Source organism: Paenibacillus suaedae (assembly GCF_032337355.1).
Taxonomy (GTDB): Bacteria; Bacillota; Bacilli; order Paenibacillales; family Paenibacillaceae; genus Paenibacillus_B; species Paenibacillus_B suaedae.
The window spans coordinates 536,394-552,443 of record NZ_JAVYAA010000003.1 but is presented as its reverse complement, the minus strand read 5'-3'; the positions used below and the strand labels follow the sequence as shown (position 1 = coordinate 552,443).

At 43.7% G+C, this 16,050-nt stretch carries 17 protein-coding genes; 8 read left to right on the top strand and 9 right to left on the bottom strand.

The window, feature by feature from the left end:
• Nucleotides 1–4: 4 nt before the first annotated feature.
• Nucleotides 5–1,027, bottom strand: a complete 1,023-nt coding sequence (locus RQP50_RS15805) for a serine hydrolase domain-containing protein (protein ID WP_072729496.1) — start codon at nucleotides 1,025–1,027, stop codon at nucleotides 5–7.
• Nucleotides 1,028–1,100: 73 nt separating this feature from the next.
• Nucleotides 1,101–1,925 carry a MerR family transcriptional regulator gene (locus RQP50_RS15800; protein WP_315745989.1) on the bottom strand — a complete coding sequence of 275 codons (825 nt, stop codon included), beginning with the start codon at nucleotides 1,923–1,925 and terminating at the stop codon, nucleotides 1,101–1,103.
• Nucleotides 1,926–2,185: 260 nt separating this feature from the next.
• Here RQP50_RS15800 and RQP50_RS15795 point away from each other — a divergent pair, with 260 nt between their 5' ends.
• Complete coding sequence (locus RQP50_RS15795; RefSeq protein WP_072729498.1) at nucleotides 2,186–3,730, top strand: flavocytochrome c; 1,545 nt, start codon at nucleotides 2,186–2,188, stop codon at nucleotides 3,728–3,730.
• Nucleotides 3,731–4,050: 320 nt separating this feature from the next.
• Here RQP50_RS15795 and RQP50_RS15790 read toward each other — a convergent pair whose 3' ends face one another.
• Entirely contained in the window at nucleotides 4,051–4,653 is a 603-nt protein-coding gene (locus RQP50_RS15790) for an HD domain-containing protein (protein ID WP_315745988.1), read from the bottom strand.
• A 316-nt stretch (nucleotides 4,654–4,969) separates the two neighbouring features.
• Here RQP50_RS15790 and RQP50_RS15785 point away from each other — a divergent pair, with 316 nt between their 5' ends.
• Nucleotides 4,970–5,284 carry a DUF1904 family protein gene (locus RQP50_RS15785; protein WP_315745987.1) on the top strand — a complete coding sequence of 105 codons (315 nt, stop codon included), beginning with the start codon at nucleotides 4,970–4,972 and terminating at the stop codon, nucleotides 5,282–5,284.
• A 78-nt stretch (nucleotides 5,285–5,362) separates the two neighbouring features.
• Nucleotides 5,363–5,548, top strand: a complete 186-nt coding sequence (locus tag RQP50_RS15780) for a small acid-soluble spore protein H (RefSeq protein ID WP_315745986.1) — start codon at nucleotides 5,363–5,365, stop codon at nucleotides 5,546–5,548.
• A 196-nt stretch (nucleotides 5,549–5,744) separates the two neighbouring features.
• Here RQP50_RS15780 and RQP50_RS15775 read toward each other — a convergent pair whose 3' ends face one another.
• The 3 genes from RQP50_RS15775 to RQP50_RS15765 form a co-directional block, all read right to left on the bottom strand.
• Entirely contained in the window at nucleotides 5,745–6,275 is a 531-nt protein-coding gene (locus RQP50_RS15775; RefSeq protein ID WP_315745985.1) for a GNAT family N-acetyltransferase, read from the bottom strand.
• 234 nt (nucleotides 6,276–6,509) lie between these two features.
• Nucleotides 6,510–6,899 carry a GNAT family N-acetyltransferase gene (locus RQP50_RS15770; protein ID WP_315745984.1) on the bottom strand — a complete coding sequence of 130 codons (390 nt, stop codon included), beginning with the start codon at nucleotides 6,897–6,899 and terminating at the stop codon, nucleotides 6,510–6,512.
• 201 nt (nucleotides 6,900–7,100) lie between these two features.
• Entirely contained in the window at nucleotides 7,101–7,367 is a 267-nt protein-coding gene (locus RQP50_RS15765; protein ID WP_315745983.1) for a CD3324 family protein, read from the bottom strand.
• Nucleotides 7,368–7,807: 440 nt separating this feature from the next.
• Here RQP50_RS15765 and RQP50_RS15760 point away from each other — a divergent pair, with 440 nt between their 5' ends.
• Together RQP50_RS15760 and RQP50_RS15755 are read left to right on the top strand one after the other, a co-directional pair.
• Nucleotides 7,808–8,257, top strand: coding sequence for a MarR family winged helix-turn-helix transcriptional regulator (locus RQP50_RS15760; protein WP_072729502.1), 450 nt, complete (start codon nucleotides 7,808–7,810; stop codon nucleotides 8,255–8,257).
• 61 nt (nucleotides 8,258–8,318) lie between these two features.
• Entirely contained in the window at nucleotides 8,319–9,527 is a 1,209-nt protein-coding gene (locus RQP50_RS15755) for an MFS transporter (RefSeq protein WP_315745982.1), read from the top strand.
• A gap of 173 nt (nucleotides 9,528–9,700) precedes the next feature.
• Here the strand turns inward: RQP50_RS15755 and RQP50_RS15750 are convergent, their stop codons facing one another.
• Entirely contained in the window at nucleotides 9,701–10,873 is a 1,173-nt protein-coding gene (locus RQP50_RS15750; RefSeq protein WP_315745981.1) for a hypothetical protein, read from the bottom strand.
• 111 nt (nucleotides 10,874–10,984) lie between these two features.
• The gene (locus RQP50_RS15745; protein WP_315745980.1) at nucleotides 10,985–11,866 is read right to left on the bottom strand and encodes a helix-turn-helix transcriptional regulator; all 882 of its coding nucleotides are present in this window, start codon (nucleotides 11,864–11,866) and stop codon (nucleotides 10,985–10,987) included.
• A 133-nt stretch (nucleotides 11,867–11,999) separates the two neighbouring features.
• Between RQP50_RS15745 and RQP50_RS15740 the strand changes: the two genes are divergently transcribed.
• Both RQP50_RS15740 and RQP50_RS15735 read left to right on the top strand, forming a co-directional pair.
• Nucleotides 12,000–13,202, top strand: a complete 1,203-nt coding sequence (locus RQP50_RS15740) for an MFS transporter (RefSeq protein ID WP_315745979.1) — start codon at nucleotides 12,000–12,002, stop codon at nucleotides 13,200–13,202.
• 41 nt (nucleotides 13,203–13,243) lie between these two features.
• Nucleotides 13,244–13,639 (top strand): carboxymuconolactone decarboxylase family protein, encoded by a 396-nt coding sequence (locus RQP50_RS15735; RefSeq protein WP_072729506.1) that lies wholly within the window; start codon nucleotides 13,244–13,246, stop codon nucleotides 13,637–13,639.
• An 80-nt stretch (nucleotides 13,640–13,719) separates the two neighbouring features.
• Here the strand turns inward: RQP50_RS15735 and RQP50_RS15730 are convergent, their stop codons facing one another.
• A complete protein-coding gene (locus RQP50_RS15730) occupies nucleotides 13,720–15,171 on the bottom strand; it encodes a 4-hydroxyphenylacetate 3-hydroxylase family protein (protein ID WP_315745978.1) in 1,452 nt (483 codons plus the stop codon).
• Nucleotides 15,172–15,620: 449 nt separating this feature from the next.
• Between RQP50_RS15730 and RQP50_RS15725 the strand changes: the two genes are divergently transcribed.
• On the top strand, nucleotides 15,621–15,983 hold the full coding sequence (locus RQP50_RS15725) for a class I SAM-dependent methyltransferase (protein ID WP_315745977.1): 363 nt from the start codon (nucleotides 15,621–15,623) through the stop codon (nucleotides 15,981–15,983).
• The last annotated feature ends 67 nt before the right edge of the window (nucleotides 15,984–16,050 follow it).

Below are 16,050 nucleotides of genomic sequence, written 5' to 3'. Positions count from 1 at the left end.
TTACTTAGTCTATAACTGCCGGGATAATGCATTCCTTAATCAGTGTCCATCTATCCCGAGGATTCATGGTGAATTCAGATGCAATGGCAATGACCAGATCTTGATCTGGAATGCAGCAAATAACGTTGCCGCCATCGCCTAGTGCCATATAAGCAAGTACCCCATTCTCTTCACGCAGCCACCATAGATACCCGTAATGATTGAGGTTCATCGCTATTGATTCATCAATCCATGTGTTTGATATGATTTGACGATTGTTCCAACTACCACGGTTCAAATACAGAACACCGAACCGAGCCATATCACGGGGACTTAATGTAAGTCCCCACCCTCCTGTAGAGTTGCCGTCCGGGTCTTTCACCCACCCTTTTACCTTCTTCCCGAATAAATGCTCAAAGTCATACTCCTTCATTTCAAAATCAGGAATTATGCTCATGCCGAGGGGTGCAAATAATCGTTCGTTGGCAAACGATTGGGCACTTTGTCCTGTGCTGCGTGTAATAATGGCCGATAGTAAGTGTGCCCCCGCGGTTGAGTATTTAAAATCTCCAATGCTACCATCCTGTCCCAACATATCGAGTGAATAAGTTACCCAGTCAGGCTGCATACACATCTTGTCCAGCGGCTCCCGCCAGTCCTCAAATGAATAAGGAGCCGTCATCGTGAGAAGATGACGAAGGGTGATTTCTCGCTTCTGTCTGTCAGCCGAATCAGGCACATATTCAGGGAAGAAATCGATCACCCTCTGGTCTATATGTTGAATGTAGCCTGCATCTATAGCAATTCCTATCAGCGTGGAGAGCACACTTTTCGTCACCGAGGCTACATGGTGCGTATCATCTGGGCCGAAGCTATTGAAATACCTTTCGTAAGCAATGAATCCATGTCTCGCAATGACAATCCCGTTTATATTGCTATACTCTGATTGTATGATAGGTTCAAGCGTTGATAACTTATTAGCGTCCATTCGCAAGACAGATGGGACTTCAACTTGCCATTCTGTAATTGTTAAGTCATTTCTATTCATATCGCAACTCCTTCAAGAGTACTGTCCTAGTTAATTTGTTTAACCTAATTAAGGATGATGGCAGTCTCAGATTCTATCTTTTCTTGACAGGAAAATATACCTCAGTAACCATTGCCTCAGGATCAGCGGCTTGATTTGGATCCGTTACATAGACTTCATAGGGGGAGTTTACTAGGGCATAACCTTCTTTTTCTACCCACTCCCTTAACTTGGCATATACCGAAGTTAATTCCGCATATGGTCCCCTCACGACTGACTTTGCGCATAGTCCTTCTGGCAAATCTCTTGTCCCCTTAACTGCTTCCCGAATCGGAATAGCAAACTCTGTATCGTTGCCTGCAGGGTTGTATTCTGGACTGTGATAAATCGTCATTGGTGTGCCCGTCATTGTGAGATGATCGGCGGCAATTTTTTCATAGAGCGCACCAAAATACTTGCCATATCCAGCAGCGTAGTCAACGCTGCTCATCATCCGACGCATATACAAAATATTCATAGGCTGAGTCTCAACAAGTTGCACTTCAATATGATCAAGGTACGACATGATTGATACGCCCTCTTCTAAAATTGAAATATCATGATTCATTTGTGCAAGCGTGAGTTCTAATGCTTGGATCTTGTGTTGCAATTCCTTTCGCTTGAGGTTTAGGGAATTGCATAACTTCTCTTCCGAATCACTCTCCTCCCACACTAGCATGTCTTTAATCTCCTCCAGCGGGAAGTGATAAGATTTCAAGCGGTTTATGAATAGCATTTTTGTAAGCTGCTTAATGGAATAATATCGATAACCGTTTTCAGGATTAATCTCACTAGGATTAATTAAACCGATTTCACCATAATATCGAAGTGTTTTGGTTGACACTCCGCATATTTTCGAGAATTCTCCGATTGATAACAAGAGATAACCTCCATTCTTTATCATTTATCCAATCATCAACATGAATTGTGTATCGTTTCTTGGTTCAACTCCACTGTACATCTTCCCCTAAGGGCAAAGTCAACTCCTATCGTTCATGTCTCTCCATCTAGGTTTCAGATGTTCATAAATAATATAAAGCTGAAAATGACATGCTAAATGTGATGAAACGCTCAGTTTGATTAGGGTGCCTTGTGTTCATCCTAGTGAGAAGAACAGATTCCATAGTGGAGGATCGCATCATGCAAAAAAAATCAACCATTGTCATGATTCTCTTGCTCTCTATGCTGCTTATGATTTCAGGCTGTGGGAATGCAAGCAAGAAGCCCGAGACTAATGCGGGCGAGAACAAAAATGTACAAAAAGAGAAGGATAAGGGAGAAAAAGATGCCACATCAGGTGCTTCAGTGGCGAAGTATACCCCGCTTGAGGAATTGAAGAATAGCTACGATATCGTCATCGTTGGCGCGGGTGGTGCCGGCATGACTGCCGCGCTTGAGGCGAAGGCGGCGGGCATGAATCCCGTCATTCTTGAGAAAATGCCAGTTGCAGGCGGCAATACAAGTAAAGCATCTTCGGGTATGAATGCATCAGAAACAAAGTTCCAGAAGGAACAAGGCATCTCTGATAAAAATGACTTATTTTATGAAGAGACGCTTAAGGGTGGACATAACACGAACAACAAAGATATGCTCCACTTCTTCGTAGACAATTCGGCCAAAGCGATCGATTGGCTCGACTCCATTGGTATTACACTCAACAACATCACGATTACCGGGGGCATGAGCGAGAAGCGGACACATCGTCCCAAAGACGGTTCAGCCGTGGGCCAGTATCTCGTGACTGGATTGCTTAAAAATGTCCAAGAAAAAGGCATCCCGGTATTTGTAAATGCGGATGTTAAAGAAATTACAAGTTCAAATGGCAAAGCAACCGGAGTGAAGGTTGGATTCAGCCAGCATGGAGAAAAAACGATTGCAGCAAAGTCGGTTGTCATTACAGCTGGTGGATTTGGAGCCAACATGAATCGCATTGCTGAAGTTCGTCCCGACCTGAAAGGCTATGTCACAACGAACCAACCGGGAAGCACAGGCGATGGCATCTCTATGGTTGAGAAAATGGGCGGAACTACGGTTGATTTGAAGCAAATTCAGGTGCATCCTACCGTACAGCAGGAAAACTCCTACCTGATTGGTGAAGTTGTGCGCGGCGAAGGTGCGATTCTCGTTACGAGCAAAGGGAAGCGATTCGTTAACGAGATGGCTGCCCGAGACAGTGTAACGGCTGCGATTACAAAGCTGCCAGAGAAAAACGCGTTCCTTATATTTGACGCGGGTGTCCGCTCAAGAGCAAAAGCCATCGAACAGTACGAAAAGATGGGTTTTGTCAAAACAAAAGACTCGATCAAGGCGCTGGCAGAAGAAATTAAGGTACCGGCTGAAGAGCTGCAAAAAACGCTCGATACGTGGAACAGTGCGGTGAAAAATAAGAAAGACGCGGAGTTCGACAGAAAAACGGGGATGGATCATGAATTGTCAGCTGCCCCATTCTATGCGATTAAAATCGGCCCAGGGATTCACTACACCATGGGTGGCGTAAAAATCAACACGAATACAGAAGTGCTGGACAAGGGCGGCAAGCCTATCCCAGGACTATTCGCTGCAGGTGAAGTGACAGGCGGATTGCATGGCGAGAATCGAATCGGAGGCAACTCCGTTGCGGAGATCATTATCTTCGGTCGTCAAGCGGGTACGAAATCCGCTGAATATGCAAAATCGATCAAGTAAGCGATAAAGCTTTTATGAGGAATATCAAATTAGCCTACCCAAGGATTGAATAGTAAATTGCTGCATCACAGAATGACCCCACCGACGCATTGGCGTTCTGGCGGGGTCATAGTCATTTTTAGATGATGTGTATCTGTATCCCATTAAAATAGCTTGTAGCCTTAGTCCCCGAAGATATGCGATATATTCATATTGCCGCGCTCTCTATTTGATTCGGGGTGTAGATAGCAATTCCTGTACGGTCTTGATTCGCAACCTGGACCATCGCTTGCGCTACGACTTTCGCTTTAATTTCCAATTGGCTAGAAATTGGCCGCCGTTCATTTCTTACTCTTGCGATTGTCTACATCAATACCTGCACGTCGTAGTTTATCCTCTGCTTCCTCCTCAATGAGTTCTTTCAACTGGGTCAATACAGGACTAAAGTCGGTATGCTTCCCCATCATAAAGCTCATCTCATATTCGATTTCAATCCAAGTGCTTATATCCGCCTCATTGTGTTGGATTTGAGCTTCCAGTTTATCTAAAGCATTTGCAACCTTGGCTTCATACGTTTGCTTATGTTCAAATTCGATCCACAGGTCATATACGTCTCGCCCTAGATCCCCTTTCAATGTTTCCCGAATTCGTTGTATGGCCTTCATTTCATTCTGAGCCTTTTGCTCTCGCAATTGTTCGTTGTTCATTGTATCGAATGCAGGAATATCTTTCGCTTCTGCTTCCACTAAATCATGAATAATGATCATTTTCAGCATTTTGGCGGTATCGATTTCTTGATCTAAATACGGCTCAATCAGCATGGCCATGAGCGATACTCTCCACGTGTGCTCCGCCACGCTCTCCTGTCTGCCGTTCGACAGCCAGCTGTGCCGCAGTTCAGACTTTAACTTCTCACCAAGATTAACTACGTTAAGTATATTCATCAATTGAGTCCTCATCGATTGTCTCTCCATCATTTCTTCACTCCCAGTGAGTCATTCTCTACTCTGTTTTATGCTATGAATCTCTTAAGTGTAATAAAAAGATCCTATTCTTTCAAACAGGATCAAAGCGAGTCATGTTTATTTGTTAATAGGATTAAATAAATGAACCTTAACTCTTCAAGGAAAGAAAAAGGATTTACGCCCCCGCTGCTGAATATAGGTATTGTGCATTGTTCCGATACAAGGGAATTGACTTTTTCATAGATTTGCGCCTAAAATCACAATATTGAACATTAGACAGATTGAAGGGATTTATATGCCATACATTCGATTTAAAACTTTTCCAGATGCCTTCGTGGAAGAGATCGCACCAGACATTGTAAAGGAATTCGCCTCGATTGTTCGCGTGGAACAGGAGAAGGTCAAGATTGAAGTGCTGAACGTTCATATTATTACGAACACTCCGCTATCGGTCGAGATTATGATGTTCCAACGGGACAAGGAAACGCATGACGCCGTTGCTGCCAGCATCGACCACATGTTGCGAGAGCGAGGATATCCAGGCGTTCATATTTTCTTCATCATCCTCGATCCGCACTATTATTATAAAGAAGGCAAGCCATTGAGATGATGACGAGCTTCATGCCGATTATTTTCCAGTTCATTTACACACACTAGTGTAAAGATGATGATTCCAGGAGGTATCGGCATGAACGCACAACGCGCACAAGAGATCGCAGGCTCTCCAATGCTGGCTAACGTAACCTACAACGGAAGACAAGTGTATATTCAACATGTAGATTCCGATAACGAATCGGCTCGAATTTATCCACTTGATGCTCCAGAACAGGAGCAAGATGTTCCTTTAGCGAACTTAATTGAGCATCTTGGATAAAATGTCCAGTCGAGCCTGCTCAGCAAAAAGTGCCTTCACCAAGATAGGCACTTTTTTCTATAACTGTTCTGTATGATTGAACTAACTTAAAAAGAACTATTCCGTTACACCTTCTTATTGCTTTACCTGGGCAATGGTCATTCCATCCCCGATTGGGAGGAGTAGTGATTCTACGTAGATAGCTAACATTTCTTTCTTAGAGATCCTGTTTTACTAAGGATTCTGTTATTTTCCTATCTAGATTTTTAATCGCCAACATCGAATTATCCTGAATGATTCCTGTATCTACGAAACCAAATGAAGCGTATAATGTTTTAGCTATGACATTACTTGTTCGATAAAAGAGGGCTACATATTCTGCTTCCCCATATGGCTTATTTTCAATATCCATCAACATTTTTTCAAAGGCAAGTTTGCCGTATCCTTTCCCCTGATAACTCTTTTCAATCATAATATGCCATATAAAATAGCTCTTCTTCCCGTAAAAAACTTCATTTTCAAATGATTCATGATCCAACGTATCATAAATATACATCAAAAATCCAACCGCAACTCCATCGGCATAAATAGCAATGGGAGTCGCTGGTATCCCGTCTGCGTTCAACATATGAGCGTCTGCAAAGCTTCTGAGGTTAGTAGTTTGTATATAGTCTTTCTGGTTTTCTCCTACTTCAAGTGCTATTACTTCATCTATGTTATCTCCGGTAATTTTTCGTAATTCGATCATTTATTTATCTCCTCTCCTAAGACAAGCCACTTTCACACATGGCCTCAAACATCCCGAATATCTTTTCCATAATTCTCAAAATAGGATACACAAAATAATCAACAAAGCTAACTCTTTTTCCCCTGTGATTTCAAACCTTTGTTCCGCAAAATGGCCCGTTTGTTGAATTGTCATAATCCATCTTGTTAATGCAATTTATATTTAAATCTACAGTTGGACCGTGATGTTCGCTTTTTAATTACACATACCAACGACTTTATGAGCTCGTAATTGATGGAATGAGAAATCAAGTAATAGATTTATGGCTTCGTAACCATAACCCTGTCCTTGGAATTCTCGAATTATCGCAAATCCGAGTTCCCAACTCTTTCGGTATTCGGTGTAACTCCAAATTTGAGCTAAGCCAACAGGAATTGACTTTCCATCGGCTTCCTTCTTTATGACAAAATTATATTGGGATGTTGACTTCATCTGTTCAAGATACTTGCCCCTAACTGTCCCCTTATCAGATTCAACTTGTTCTTCAAACAACCAGATATCGTTGTTTGTTTCTAGTTCACATACAAAATCTAAGTCGTCTGAAGTAACCCTTGAAAGAAATACACGGTCACCATCGATCTTCATGAAAATCACTCCCGTTTCGATTTATCTGCTTCAATTTACTGATCAAACATGAACGGCCGAATCTAGACGAATTGAACCTAGTCCAGTCGATTGTATCAACATGCCCTCTGAGATGTTAGACAGCAAATGAATCTAAACCGTTCTTTGCACATAAAAAGCCACATCAGATCGAAATCTGATGTGGCTTGCGCATTGAATCATCTATTTTAACTTGGTATATACGATTTTCTTAATACTGTCGTAGGACAGGAAATATTGCTCCATAAGCTGCTCGATTGTTGCACCTTCGGCAAATCTGTTGCGAATCTCATGATTTCGAAAGGCCAGCAGCTTCCTGCTTCCGGATTTTGTACCCCATGCCTTGCGTTCTTCCTCGCGTTTCGGAATGTACAGCATGACACCATTCGTATATTTTTGAACTTCCTTTAGCAGTTCTTGTGGTAAAATGTCCGCGTTGACATATTTCATGATAACTCTACCCCTTATATTAGTTAGATAGTAAGGTGGCAAAGTCTCAATATAAACATATCTCACCGTCACGGATGAAGGCGGTTCAAGCGTGCTTGGCTCTATACAAACAACCGCCGTTGTTTATAGGTAAGACTTTGCACAGAGCGATGTCCCGAGTTCGTTTTTTAACATGGTTCAACCTCCTTATCTATAGTAACGGATTCAGTATAGCATGAATCTATTTCCACAAAAACCCTCAATCTTATGTTGATATCGCAAGCTTACTCCATGAATCGACGTTTAACCTCATTGATTATCCCTATTAATGAATTGACAATAGCGTATTCTATCTATATAGTTAAGTGAACTTAACTAAACTAAAAGGAACTTATCCTAACGTAACGGAATTGATTCTGGTTGAGGATGAGGTGAATACTATCGCTATGGAGGGAATTGATATGATTGCGGAATACCGGAGAGTTATGAACGAGCTCAATGATGCTTTTCAAGATTATTTCACGGTCTATAACAAGGGAGCTAAACAAATAGATGATTATCAATTAACGGTGCAACAAGAAAATATGATGCTATTTATTATGCGAAACGAGCGGACGACCGCTCATGAGATCGCAAAAGCATTTTCGATTTCCAAAAGCGCGGTTAGTCAGGTGCTGTCTAAATTGGAGGCTGGACACTTTATTATCCGTGAGAGCAATCCAGAAAATCTGCGCGAATCCTTTATTCTTCTTGGAGAGGAAGGAACAAACTATGCGGAGCTCATTAACAAAGCGGATGAGTCGATTGTACAGAAGTTCTCATCTCATATTGAGCTTGAGGAGTTGGAACAGATGCTTCACACGATGAAGAAGATCAACCAGGTGATAACGGGGTCTGATGAAGAACAATAACGGTTATGAAACATCATCACACAACATGAATAGACAGAAAATTGAATAAGTGAGGAATAACATGAGTACAGTTACAAAGGAAAAAATGTCATTAGCACTCGTATTGTTTAATTTATTTATTGCTTACGTCGGTATTGGTCTTGCCGTACCTGTCATGCCGTCCATTGCGAAGGAGATGCACTTAAGCGGACAAATGGTCGGGTATATGATTTCGGCCTTTGCTTTTGCTCAGTTGCTCGCCTCCCCGTTTACCGGCGTAATGGTAGAAACACTGGGCAGAAAGAAAATGATCGTATTCGGGTTATGTCTGTTTTCGTTTTCAGAGATCTTGTTCGGCATTGGAACGCAGGCTTGGGTTCTATTTGCGTCGCGAATATTAGGCGGTATTAGTGATGCATTCATTATGCCTGCCGTTATTACGTACATTGCAGATCGAACGTCAATTGAGAATAGAGCCAAGGTATTAGGTTATCAAGCTGCTGCTATTAGTGCAGGTTTCATTATCGGGCCGGGACTAGGCGGTTTCATTGCCGAATTAGGCATACGTGCCCCCTTCTTCTTCGCTGCAGCCTTTGCATTCATCGCGTCGATCTTCTCCATCTTCCTGCTGCAAGAATCGCTATCTCAGGAGCAAATGGAGAATAACCGTGCACAACATAATCGCGTCAACTTCTTTGCTGAAATGAAAAAATCAGTGCAGTCCGTCTATTTTGTACCGTTCCTCATCGTGTTTGTGCTCGCGTTTGGATTGGCAGCATACGAGATGATGTTCAGCCTGTTCGTTGATGCAAAGTTTGGATTTACGGCCAAAGATATTGCATTCATTATTACGATCGGCTCAATTCTAGGAGTTGTTGCGCAAATTCTGTTATTTGAGAAGATGGTGGCGAAATTTGGGGAGAAGAATATCATTCACGCTTCCCTCGTTATAGCGGCATTATTCATTATGGCCACGGTATTCGTAAGCAGTTATTTAGCTATAATGGTCGTGACGAGCATTGTCTTCTTCGCTTGTGATATTCTTCGTCCAGCCGTCACTTCCTTACTCTCGAAAATGGCTGGAGAAAATCAAGGCTTCGTCGCAGGAATGAACTCCACCTACACAAGCTTAGGCATTATTGCTGGGCCGGCCATAGGCGGCTTCTTATTCGACCTGAACATGAATGCGCCATACATGTTCGCAGCAGTAATCCTGCTTGCTGCGCTTGTGATGTCAACCTTATGGAATCGCAAATCGCAATTGAAGCTCAATGGCCAAAGCAATGATTAATTGGGACAGTCTCATAGGTCAATATTAAATTTGAAGCCTCCACATTGATAGGAGCATGCACGAAAAAAGACGCTTTCATCCCCACATATTCAGTGGTTTTGGAAGCGTCTTTGCACATCTTATGGGACTGACTCATTTAATCCTATCCTTTTGAGACAACCCCATTCATTGTGTTATTTTTGCAATTTATATTGGGCTAGCTGATTCCCTTGGCTAATCGAGTACAGATATCCATTGCCTGCATAATGATACTTCTGTCTGTCTTGATCATTAGGATACTCATACATCGTTTGCAAGGTCTTGGCATTCAGCACCTTTTTCGCATTCTCTGTATGTATCTCGATTTGCTGATCTGGTGTTTCGTAAATAATGGCTATCGGGAGATCCACTTTCACTTCGGCTTTCGTGACAAGTCCTTGGGCATTGAACAAGCTCATTACCCCATCTGCATACACAACATAGTTGTGTCCGATGGATTGAACTCGTGCATTTCCTGGAATGCTGCGTCCCCATAATGTTTTCCCTTTAGCATTCATCGCGATTAACTTATTTCCGCTCTTCGGCACATTCACACGAAGCAGAATATCGCGGTTGTTAATGACCCAAGTCGCCTCATTCACATAGGTAACCGCGCCGCTAGGGAGGTTATAAGTGAATAGCTTGTTTAATTTCGAACCATACACCGCTAAATTGGACTTGCCGATCTCTCCTATTTGGGACACAACATATTGACCGCCAATTACGGAATACATTTGTCCCAGTGATAGCTCAGCAAGTTTTTTGCCGTTTGCACTATAGGCATATGCACGAGGTTTGCTTTTCGCTGAAGGTGTAACCTTTCTATCCGGGTCGATTAATAGAATCGTACCATCATTCATCACATGCACGTCTTCGGCATTTGGAACAGGGATGATCCAATTGCTTTTGCCAGAGGCATTCACGGAGAATAATTTCGTTCCTTGACCATCTTTTACGAGGGCATACACCGAGCCTAACTTGCTATAAGCAATCTTCGTATTCCATGGATAAGGTGTTCCTTTTTGATAGAATGTGAAGGACCATTTCGGCTTGCCGCTGCTCTCATCTACGGCAGTGACAACACCTGCTTCCCATACTTTCGTTTGTGAGGCGATATAAGTATTTGAAGCCAAATACACGGTCTTCGTGCTCGGAATATGAAATGGAGCCTCAATAAATTGATTTACCTCAGACAAGTCTTTTTGCCAACTTGGCTTTGGCAGCGGTTTGCTTGTACGACTAGCTGAGACACTAGTTACAGCACTCAAGCACAATACAACTGCCAACAAGGCACTGCTCCATCTTTTGATCCTTTTGTTCGACAACATGATGTTTCATCACTCCTGTAATGTATGTAACTGCATGAATAAATGAACATGTAATATTTTAACACGGACGCTTCAAATTTTCAGGAAAAATAAAGTCTGTCAGGTAAATGTTCAACTGCTATTTGCAGTCAGGCTGTTTGTATCCTGATATTCCTCAAGCAGTTTGGCGAGTGTCACCACTGTGTTGTTGTCAGGAAGCGGCCGGTACAATGTCACCTTCAGATCCGGAGCATCATATACCTGGAACGTGATATGTTCCATCATCATTAGCCCTGCCTTTGGGTGGAGCAATGCTTTGGTGCCAATCGGGGTTCCCATGATGTCATGGCGAGGCCACCATTGCTGGAACTCCTTACTATGCTCGATTAATTCTTGGACAAGCTCCTGGTACCAATCCTCCCCTACGTAACATGTGCTGGTAGATCGGAATGAAGCAAGCAGCCGCTTCGCGTGACCTTCCCAATCGACCAGCAGCTCTCGGTAAGAAGCTGAGCGAAAACAACGCCATACCGCATTTCGCTCTTTCCCATTCATGGCGGAAAAATCGCCAAATACCGCACATGCAGCGCGGTTCCAAGCCAACACATCCCATTTATGATCGGTTACGTATGCAGGACAATCTGCCCAATGATCTAGAAAATGCTGCACAACAGTTTGAACATCCGCACGAATCGTTTCCGGCTTATTCGCTGCCGGAGGCTGCTGAAGAGCAAGTAGAAACAGATGATTCTTCTCTTCCGCGCTTAATCGCATCACCCGAGCTAAGCTCTCTAATACGTCTTGGGAGACATTGATTTCTCTTCCCTGCTCCAGCCATGTATACCACGATAGGCCGATGCCAGCTAATTGTGCTAGCTCTTCCCTGCGAAGCCCCTTCGCTTTGCGTCTCGTTCCGATCGGCAGACCATAATCGGCAGGCTGCAGGCGATTGCGCCGTGATTTGAGAAAGTCCCCTAATTCTTGGCGTCGCCCCTGTTCGATCTTCTTATCCAAGCTATCTCAACTCCTATACCTATTACTCTCAATACTATGATTAACAGGAACCTATTTGGATCAGGAAAATACCCTTATTCTATCACTGCGGATAGAAGTAACTCAACTAAGAAGAACGGAGGTGATTGAAACAATGAATCGTACTTTACCAGATGTGCATCATCCACAGCTAACAAGAGGATTATTGTTCTTAATGGCATTAACATGCGGCTTTACGGTCGCCAATGTGTATGTGAGCCAAACCTTGCTTGCCAGTATGGCCCAGACGTTCGGAGGGACGATTACTCAAATTGGCTGGGTTGCAACATTGGCGCAAGTAGGCTATGCACTGGGCAATCTGTTCTTAGTTCCGCTTGCTGATATGGTAGAGAGACGGCGTCTTATGCTTGTCCTTCTCGGGATCGTGAGTATCTCCTTAGCGGCAGCTGCGGTATCCCCGAATATGAACTGGTTAATAAGCATTCATTTGGTTATCGGAATAACCACTGTTATCCCACAAGTTGTCGTTCCGATGACGGCTTCTCTGGTCATAGCGGAACAGCGAGGGAGAGTGCTCGGAAATGTGGCAATCGGGTTAGTGTGCGGAATATTGGGTGCCAGGTTCGTTAGTGGATGGATAGACGCTATCTATGGCTGGAGAGTCATGTACTGGATATCATTTGGCTGCATGATCGGTCTGATGATACTCGTTCGCAGCTTGTTCCCACGCAGTTATGACCGAGCAGAGATGACATATCGAGCGTTAATCGCCTCTCTTCTTCCATTGATTCGGAAGGAGCAAGTACTGCGCAAGACATGTATAAGTCAAGCATTCGTATTTGGAGCATTTAGTGTTTTTTGGACAACGTTAGCCTTGCTGCTTGCCTCGCCTGCCTACTCCTTAGGTTCTGGTGCAGTAGGTATGGTCGGTCTGGTTGGGATTGGAGGCGCGTTCGCAACTCCCCTTGTCGGGAGAGTGATCGATCGCATGGGAGCTGTGTTTGCTGGAAGAGTATGTACGGCTGCTGCTCTGTTCTCTTACTTGCTGCTTCTGTTATGGGGAGAAAGTCTGCTGGTACTAGTGTTCGCCGCTTTCTTGCTAACGATTGGTACGCAAGCGAATCAGGTGGCTTGTCAGGCACGTCTTTTCGAACAGTCTTCCGAAGCTCGCAATCGTCTGAATGGACTATATATGGTTGCAACGTTTTTGGGAGGGGCTCTAGGCTCTTACTTGGGTTTGCTTGCATGGAGCCATTGGCAATGGGTAGGAGTCTGTGTCACAGGACTCTCTATGCTCCTCATCTCTTCCATCGGTCTGATTGACAGAGGGAACTCATTTGGAACATCTAACGGTTGAGCAAATGGAAAGTGAATTTTTTACAAAGGGGAAATTTCATCATGTCACGCTGTGAAGACCACTATCAAAAAGGCTTGGACATCTTGGCACGTATCGACAAAGATCATGTTGAGGCCATTGTAAACAGCTTCAAGGATTCGCCTGCTCCGGACTTAGGACGACTTGCTGTAGAATTTAATTATGGACAGATCTTTTCGCGACCAGGGCTCGATTTGAAATCGCGACTGCTTGCTGCGGTGGCAGGTTTGACTGCATTAGGCAACACTACGCAGCTCAAATTTTATATCAATGGAGCGCTCAACGTTGGATGGACAGAGGAAGAGATCGTTGAAGTAATTATGCAGATGATCATTTATGCCGGATTTCCACATGCCCTGAACACGATCTTCAAGGTAGCAGCGGAAGTCTTTGAAGAACGAAGAGCAGCTGCTAAGTAGGAATTCAATACGAAATCTATATTCCCTGGGTTCTTGGCTTGTGATGGCAAGGTACTCAGGGAGCATTAACATTCAAGGAATTATGTCAAAAAGCGGTTGACCTGATCTGCATATTTAGCTCGACTATCTTGGTATTCGGCATACATCCGGTTATTTACAACTGTGCTGTTGCCAAAGAAGAAGCGCTCATAGACAGACTGCCTCCCGCCGAATGAGCTGACGCTCAGCTCCCATGCCAATCGCGCCAATTGCACGCTCTTCTTGGCATCCAGATCGATACCCTTCATGTAACGATCTAGCTGATCGCGAATATCGGTGTTGAAGTCCCTCTCTTGTGGAATCATAATTAAATTGCTGGCGCCGATCAATTGGATGATTTCAATGATACGAGGATACATCTTCTGATAATATACATTGGCGGCAATAATCGGCTTGCGATTAGGAAGCATACTGCCCCATCTGTCCTTAGCTGCTCCCTTCTCGGCTGCAAGTTGGAAAGCCTTGAGCGTCTCCACGGCTACAATAACTTCTGTAACCTTTTCAATAATATGTTCATGGTTATTAATCCCTGTGGCTTCGACCAGCATTTCGATCGTACCGAGCATGAACTCCGTTTTTGCAATATTTTTGCAAATAATTTGAGTGCCGGCATAAACGTGGAAATGACTTTCCGTCATGAGCCGAGACGCCATCCTCTCGTCCCCGCATACAAATACCCGATCCCATGGGACAGTAACATCATCGAACACGACAAGCGTATCCATCTCTTCAAATCGGGAACTAAGCGGGTAATCATAGGAAGAATCGCCTGCTGAGAAGCTTTCTCTGCATATAAATCGGATGCCCTCTAGGTTACTTGGAACCGCAAATACGAATGAATAAGGATTGTCTTCCGTTTCAGTCCAAGAGAAAGGAGTTGGATATACGAGTATTTCATCTGAGGTTGCTCCCTGTGTATCCAATAGAAACGCCCCGCGAACAACGATTCCATCCTTATTTTTATCCATGATACGGGCAGCTTCCGGTTCTTTGAAGGTCCGAAGAAAGGTAGATATTCTAGCTGCCTTAGGCTGAATGAATACATGAGAGAGCGTGATATCGTTCTCGCGGCAATACTCATAATACCGTTTCAAGTTGGATGCATACGCAGGGTAATCATCTTCAAGTACCCCGGCAGCTGAAGCATACGCCATAATGGCTGTGTTCATATAATCGGGAGCACGACCAAGAAATCCATGATGGACATTCGCCCATGTCTCCATCATATTTCTTCGCTGTACGAGATCCTTCATCGTCTTCGGCTGCATGTAGGACAGACCTACTGGATCGCCTGTTAAGGGCGAAGAATACACGAGGCGTGCCTTCACTTTCCCGGCAACCTGCATGTCATACATGTTCGCTTGTGTAGCCATAAGTCCCTTGAAGGCTTCGTGTTCGGAAATTTCCCCATTTACCCTCCTCCCTGCGATTCTAACATCAGGGAGATTGTTGTTAATCCGTTCTATATATTCCTTGCCGCTCTTCACGGGCATTGGATCCGCCTCCATCGCCGCTGCGTTGTTATGGATACATTATTCCATACAGGGCGAATTGGAAATGGGCGAACACCCGAAGCGCAAGCCATATTGGCAAGTATTCAATAACTATCCCAATTCAAATACCACTCATTCGTTTGTCTTGGATCGGTATATATACATATTCCGTTGTCACCGATCATGAAGCGAGGCTTCTCATCAGATGCGTTCTGCATGACGAATTCAAATTTCTCCTGGATTTAGGACATTGGATATAAGCGGGATAACCGTGTCGTACCAGGTCATGTAAATGAACTTTTCACTGGAGGTTAACACTAATATCCTGTCATATTTACCCTTATATGTTAGTATAGTACAGAGAATAAGAATAAACATATGATGAATGCCACATTACACATCTTACTTACTTCTGCATTCGAACTTAGGAGTAAAGGGGCTATGCATTCATGACACAAAAAGGGTATATTCCGGCAATGAAGTTTCATTGGTTAACCCCTGTATATGATCCGGTGTTAAAATGGGGGATGAAAGAGAACAAGTTCAAGACCCATTTGGTTCAGCAAGGGAATGTAAAGCCATGTCAACGTATTCTCGATTTGGCTTGTGGAACGGGCACATTGACGTTAATGTTGAAGCAAGCGCAGGGGGAAGCTGAAATTGTAGGGCTTGATGCTGATCCAGAAATATTAGCAATTGCGAAGAATAAGGCAGTACAGAATAAGATGGATATTGAGTTTCAGCAAGGCATGTCCACGGATCTCCCTTTTCCAGACAACGACCCGGGATCATATCCACGGTATTCTTCCTGAATTGTATCAGGAATGTGGATTTGAGAATATGGAGCAAACCGGTCAGTTTGCGACCATATTCGGTACG

What these genes read in the sequence shown, in the direction of transcription:
- RQP50_RS15760 (WP_072729502.1), top strand. Translation starts at nt 7,808, where the DNA reads ATGATTGCGGAATACCGGAGAGTTATGAACGAGCTCAATGATGCTTTT.
- RQP50_RS15750 (WP_315745981.1), bottom strand. Translation starts at nt 10,873, where the DNA reads ATGTTGTCGAACAAAAGGATCAAAAGATGGAGCAGTGCCTTGTTGGCA.
- RQP50_RS15765 (WP_315745983.1), bottom strand. Translation starts at nt 7,367, where the DNA reads ATGAAATATGTCAACGCGGACATTTTACCACAAGAACTGCTAAAGGAA.
- RQP50_RS15775 (WP_315745985.1), bottom strand. Translation starts at nt 6,275, where the DNA reads ATGATCGAATTACGAAAAATTACCGGAGATAACATAGATGAAGTAATA.
- RQP50_RS15790 (WP_315745988.1), bottom strand. Translation starts at nt 4,653, where the DNA reads ATGAATATACTTAACGTAGTTAATCTTGGTGAGAAGTTAAAGTCTGAA.
- RQP50_RS15785 (WP_315745987.1), top strand. Translation starts at nt 4,970, where the DNA reads ATGCCATACATTCGATTTAAAACTTTTCCAGATGCCTTCGTGGAAGAG.
- RQP50_RS15735 (WP_072729506.1), top strand. Translation starts at nt 13,244, where the DNA reads ATGTCACGCTGTGAAGACCACTATCAAAAAGGCTTGGACATCTTGGCA.
- RQP50_RS15730 (WP_315745978.1), bottom strand. Translation starts at nt 15,171, where the DNA reads ATGCCCGTGAAGAGCGGCAAGGAATATATAGAACGGATTAACAACAAT.
- RQP50_RS15755 (WP_315745982.1), top strand. Translation starts at nt 8,319, where the DNA reads ATGAGTACAGTTACAAAGGAAAAAATGTCATTAGCACTCGTATTGTTT.
- RQP50_RS15805 (WP_072729496.1), bottom strand. Translation starts at nt 1,027, where the DNA reads ATGAATAGAAATGACTTAACAATTACAGAATGGCAAGTTGAAGTCCCA.
- RQP50_RS15780 (WP_315745986.1), top strand. Translation starts at nt 5,363, where the DNA reads ATGAACGCACAACGCGCACAAGAGATCGCAGGCTCTCCAATGCTGGCT.
- RQP50_RS15770 (WP_315745984.1), bottom strand. Translation starts at nt 6,899, where the DNA reads ATGAAGATCGATGGTGACCGTGTATTTCTTTCAAGGGTTACTTCAGAC.
- RQP50_RS15795 (WP_072729498.1), top strand. Translation starts at nt 2,186, where the DNA reads ATGCAAAAAAAATCAACCATTGTCATGATTCTCTTGCTCTCTATGCTG.
- RQP50_RS15725 (WP_315745977.1), top strand. Translation starts at nt 15,621, where the DNA reads ATGACACAAAAAGGGTATATTCCGGCAATGAAGTTTCATTGGTTAACC.
- RQP50_RS15740 (WP_315745979.1), top strand. Translation starts at nt 12,000, where the DNA reads ATGAATCGTACTTTACCAGATGTGCATCATCCACAGCTAACAAGAGGA.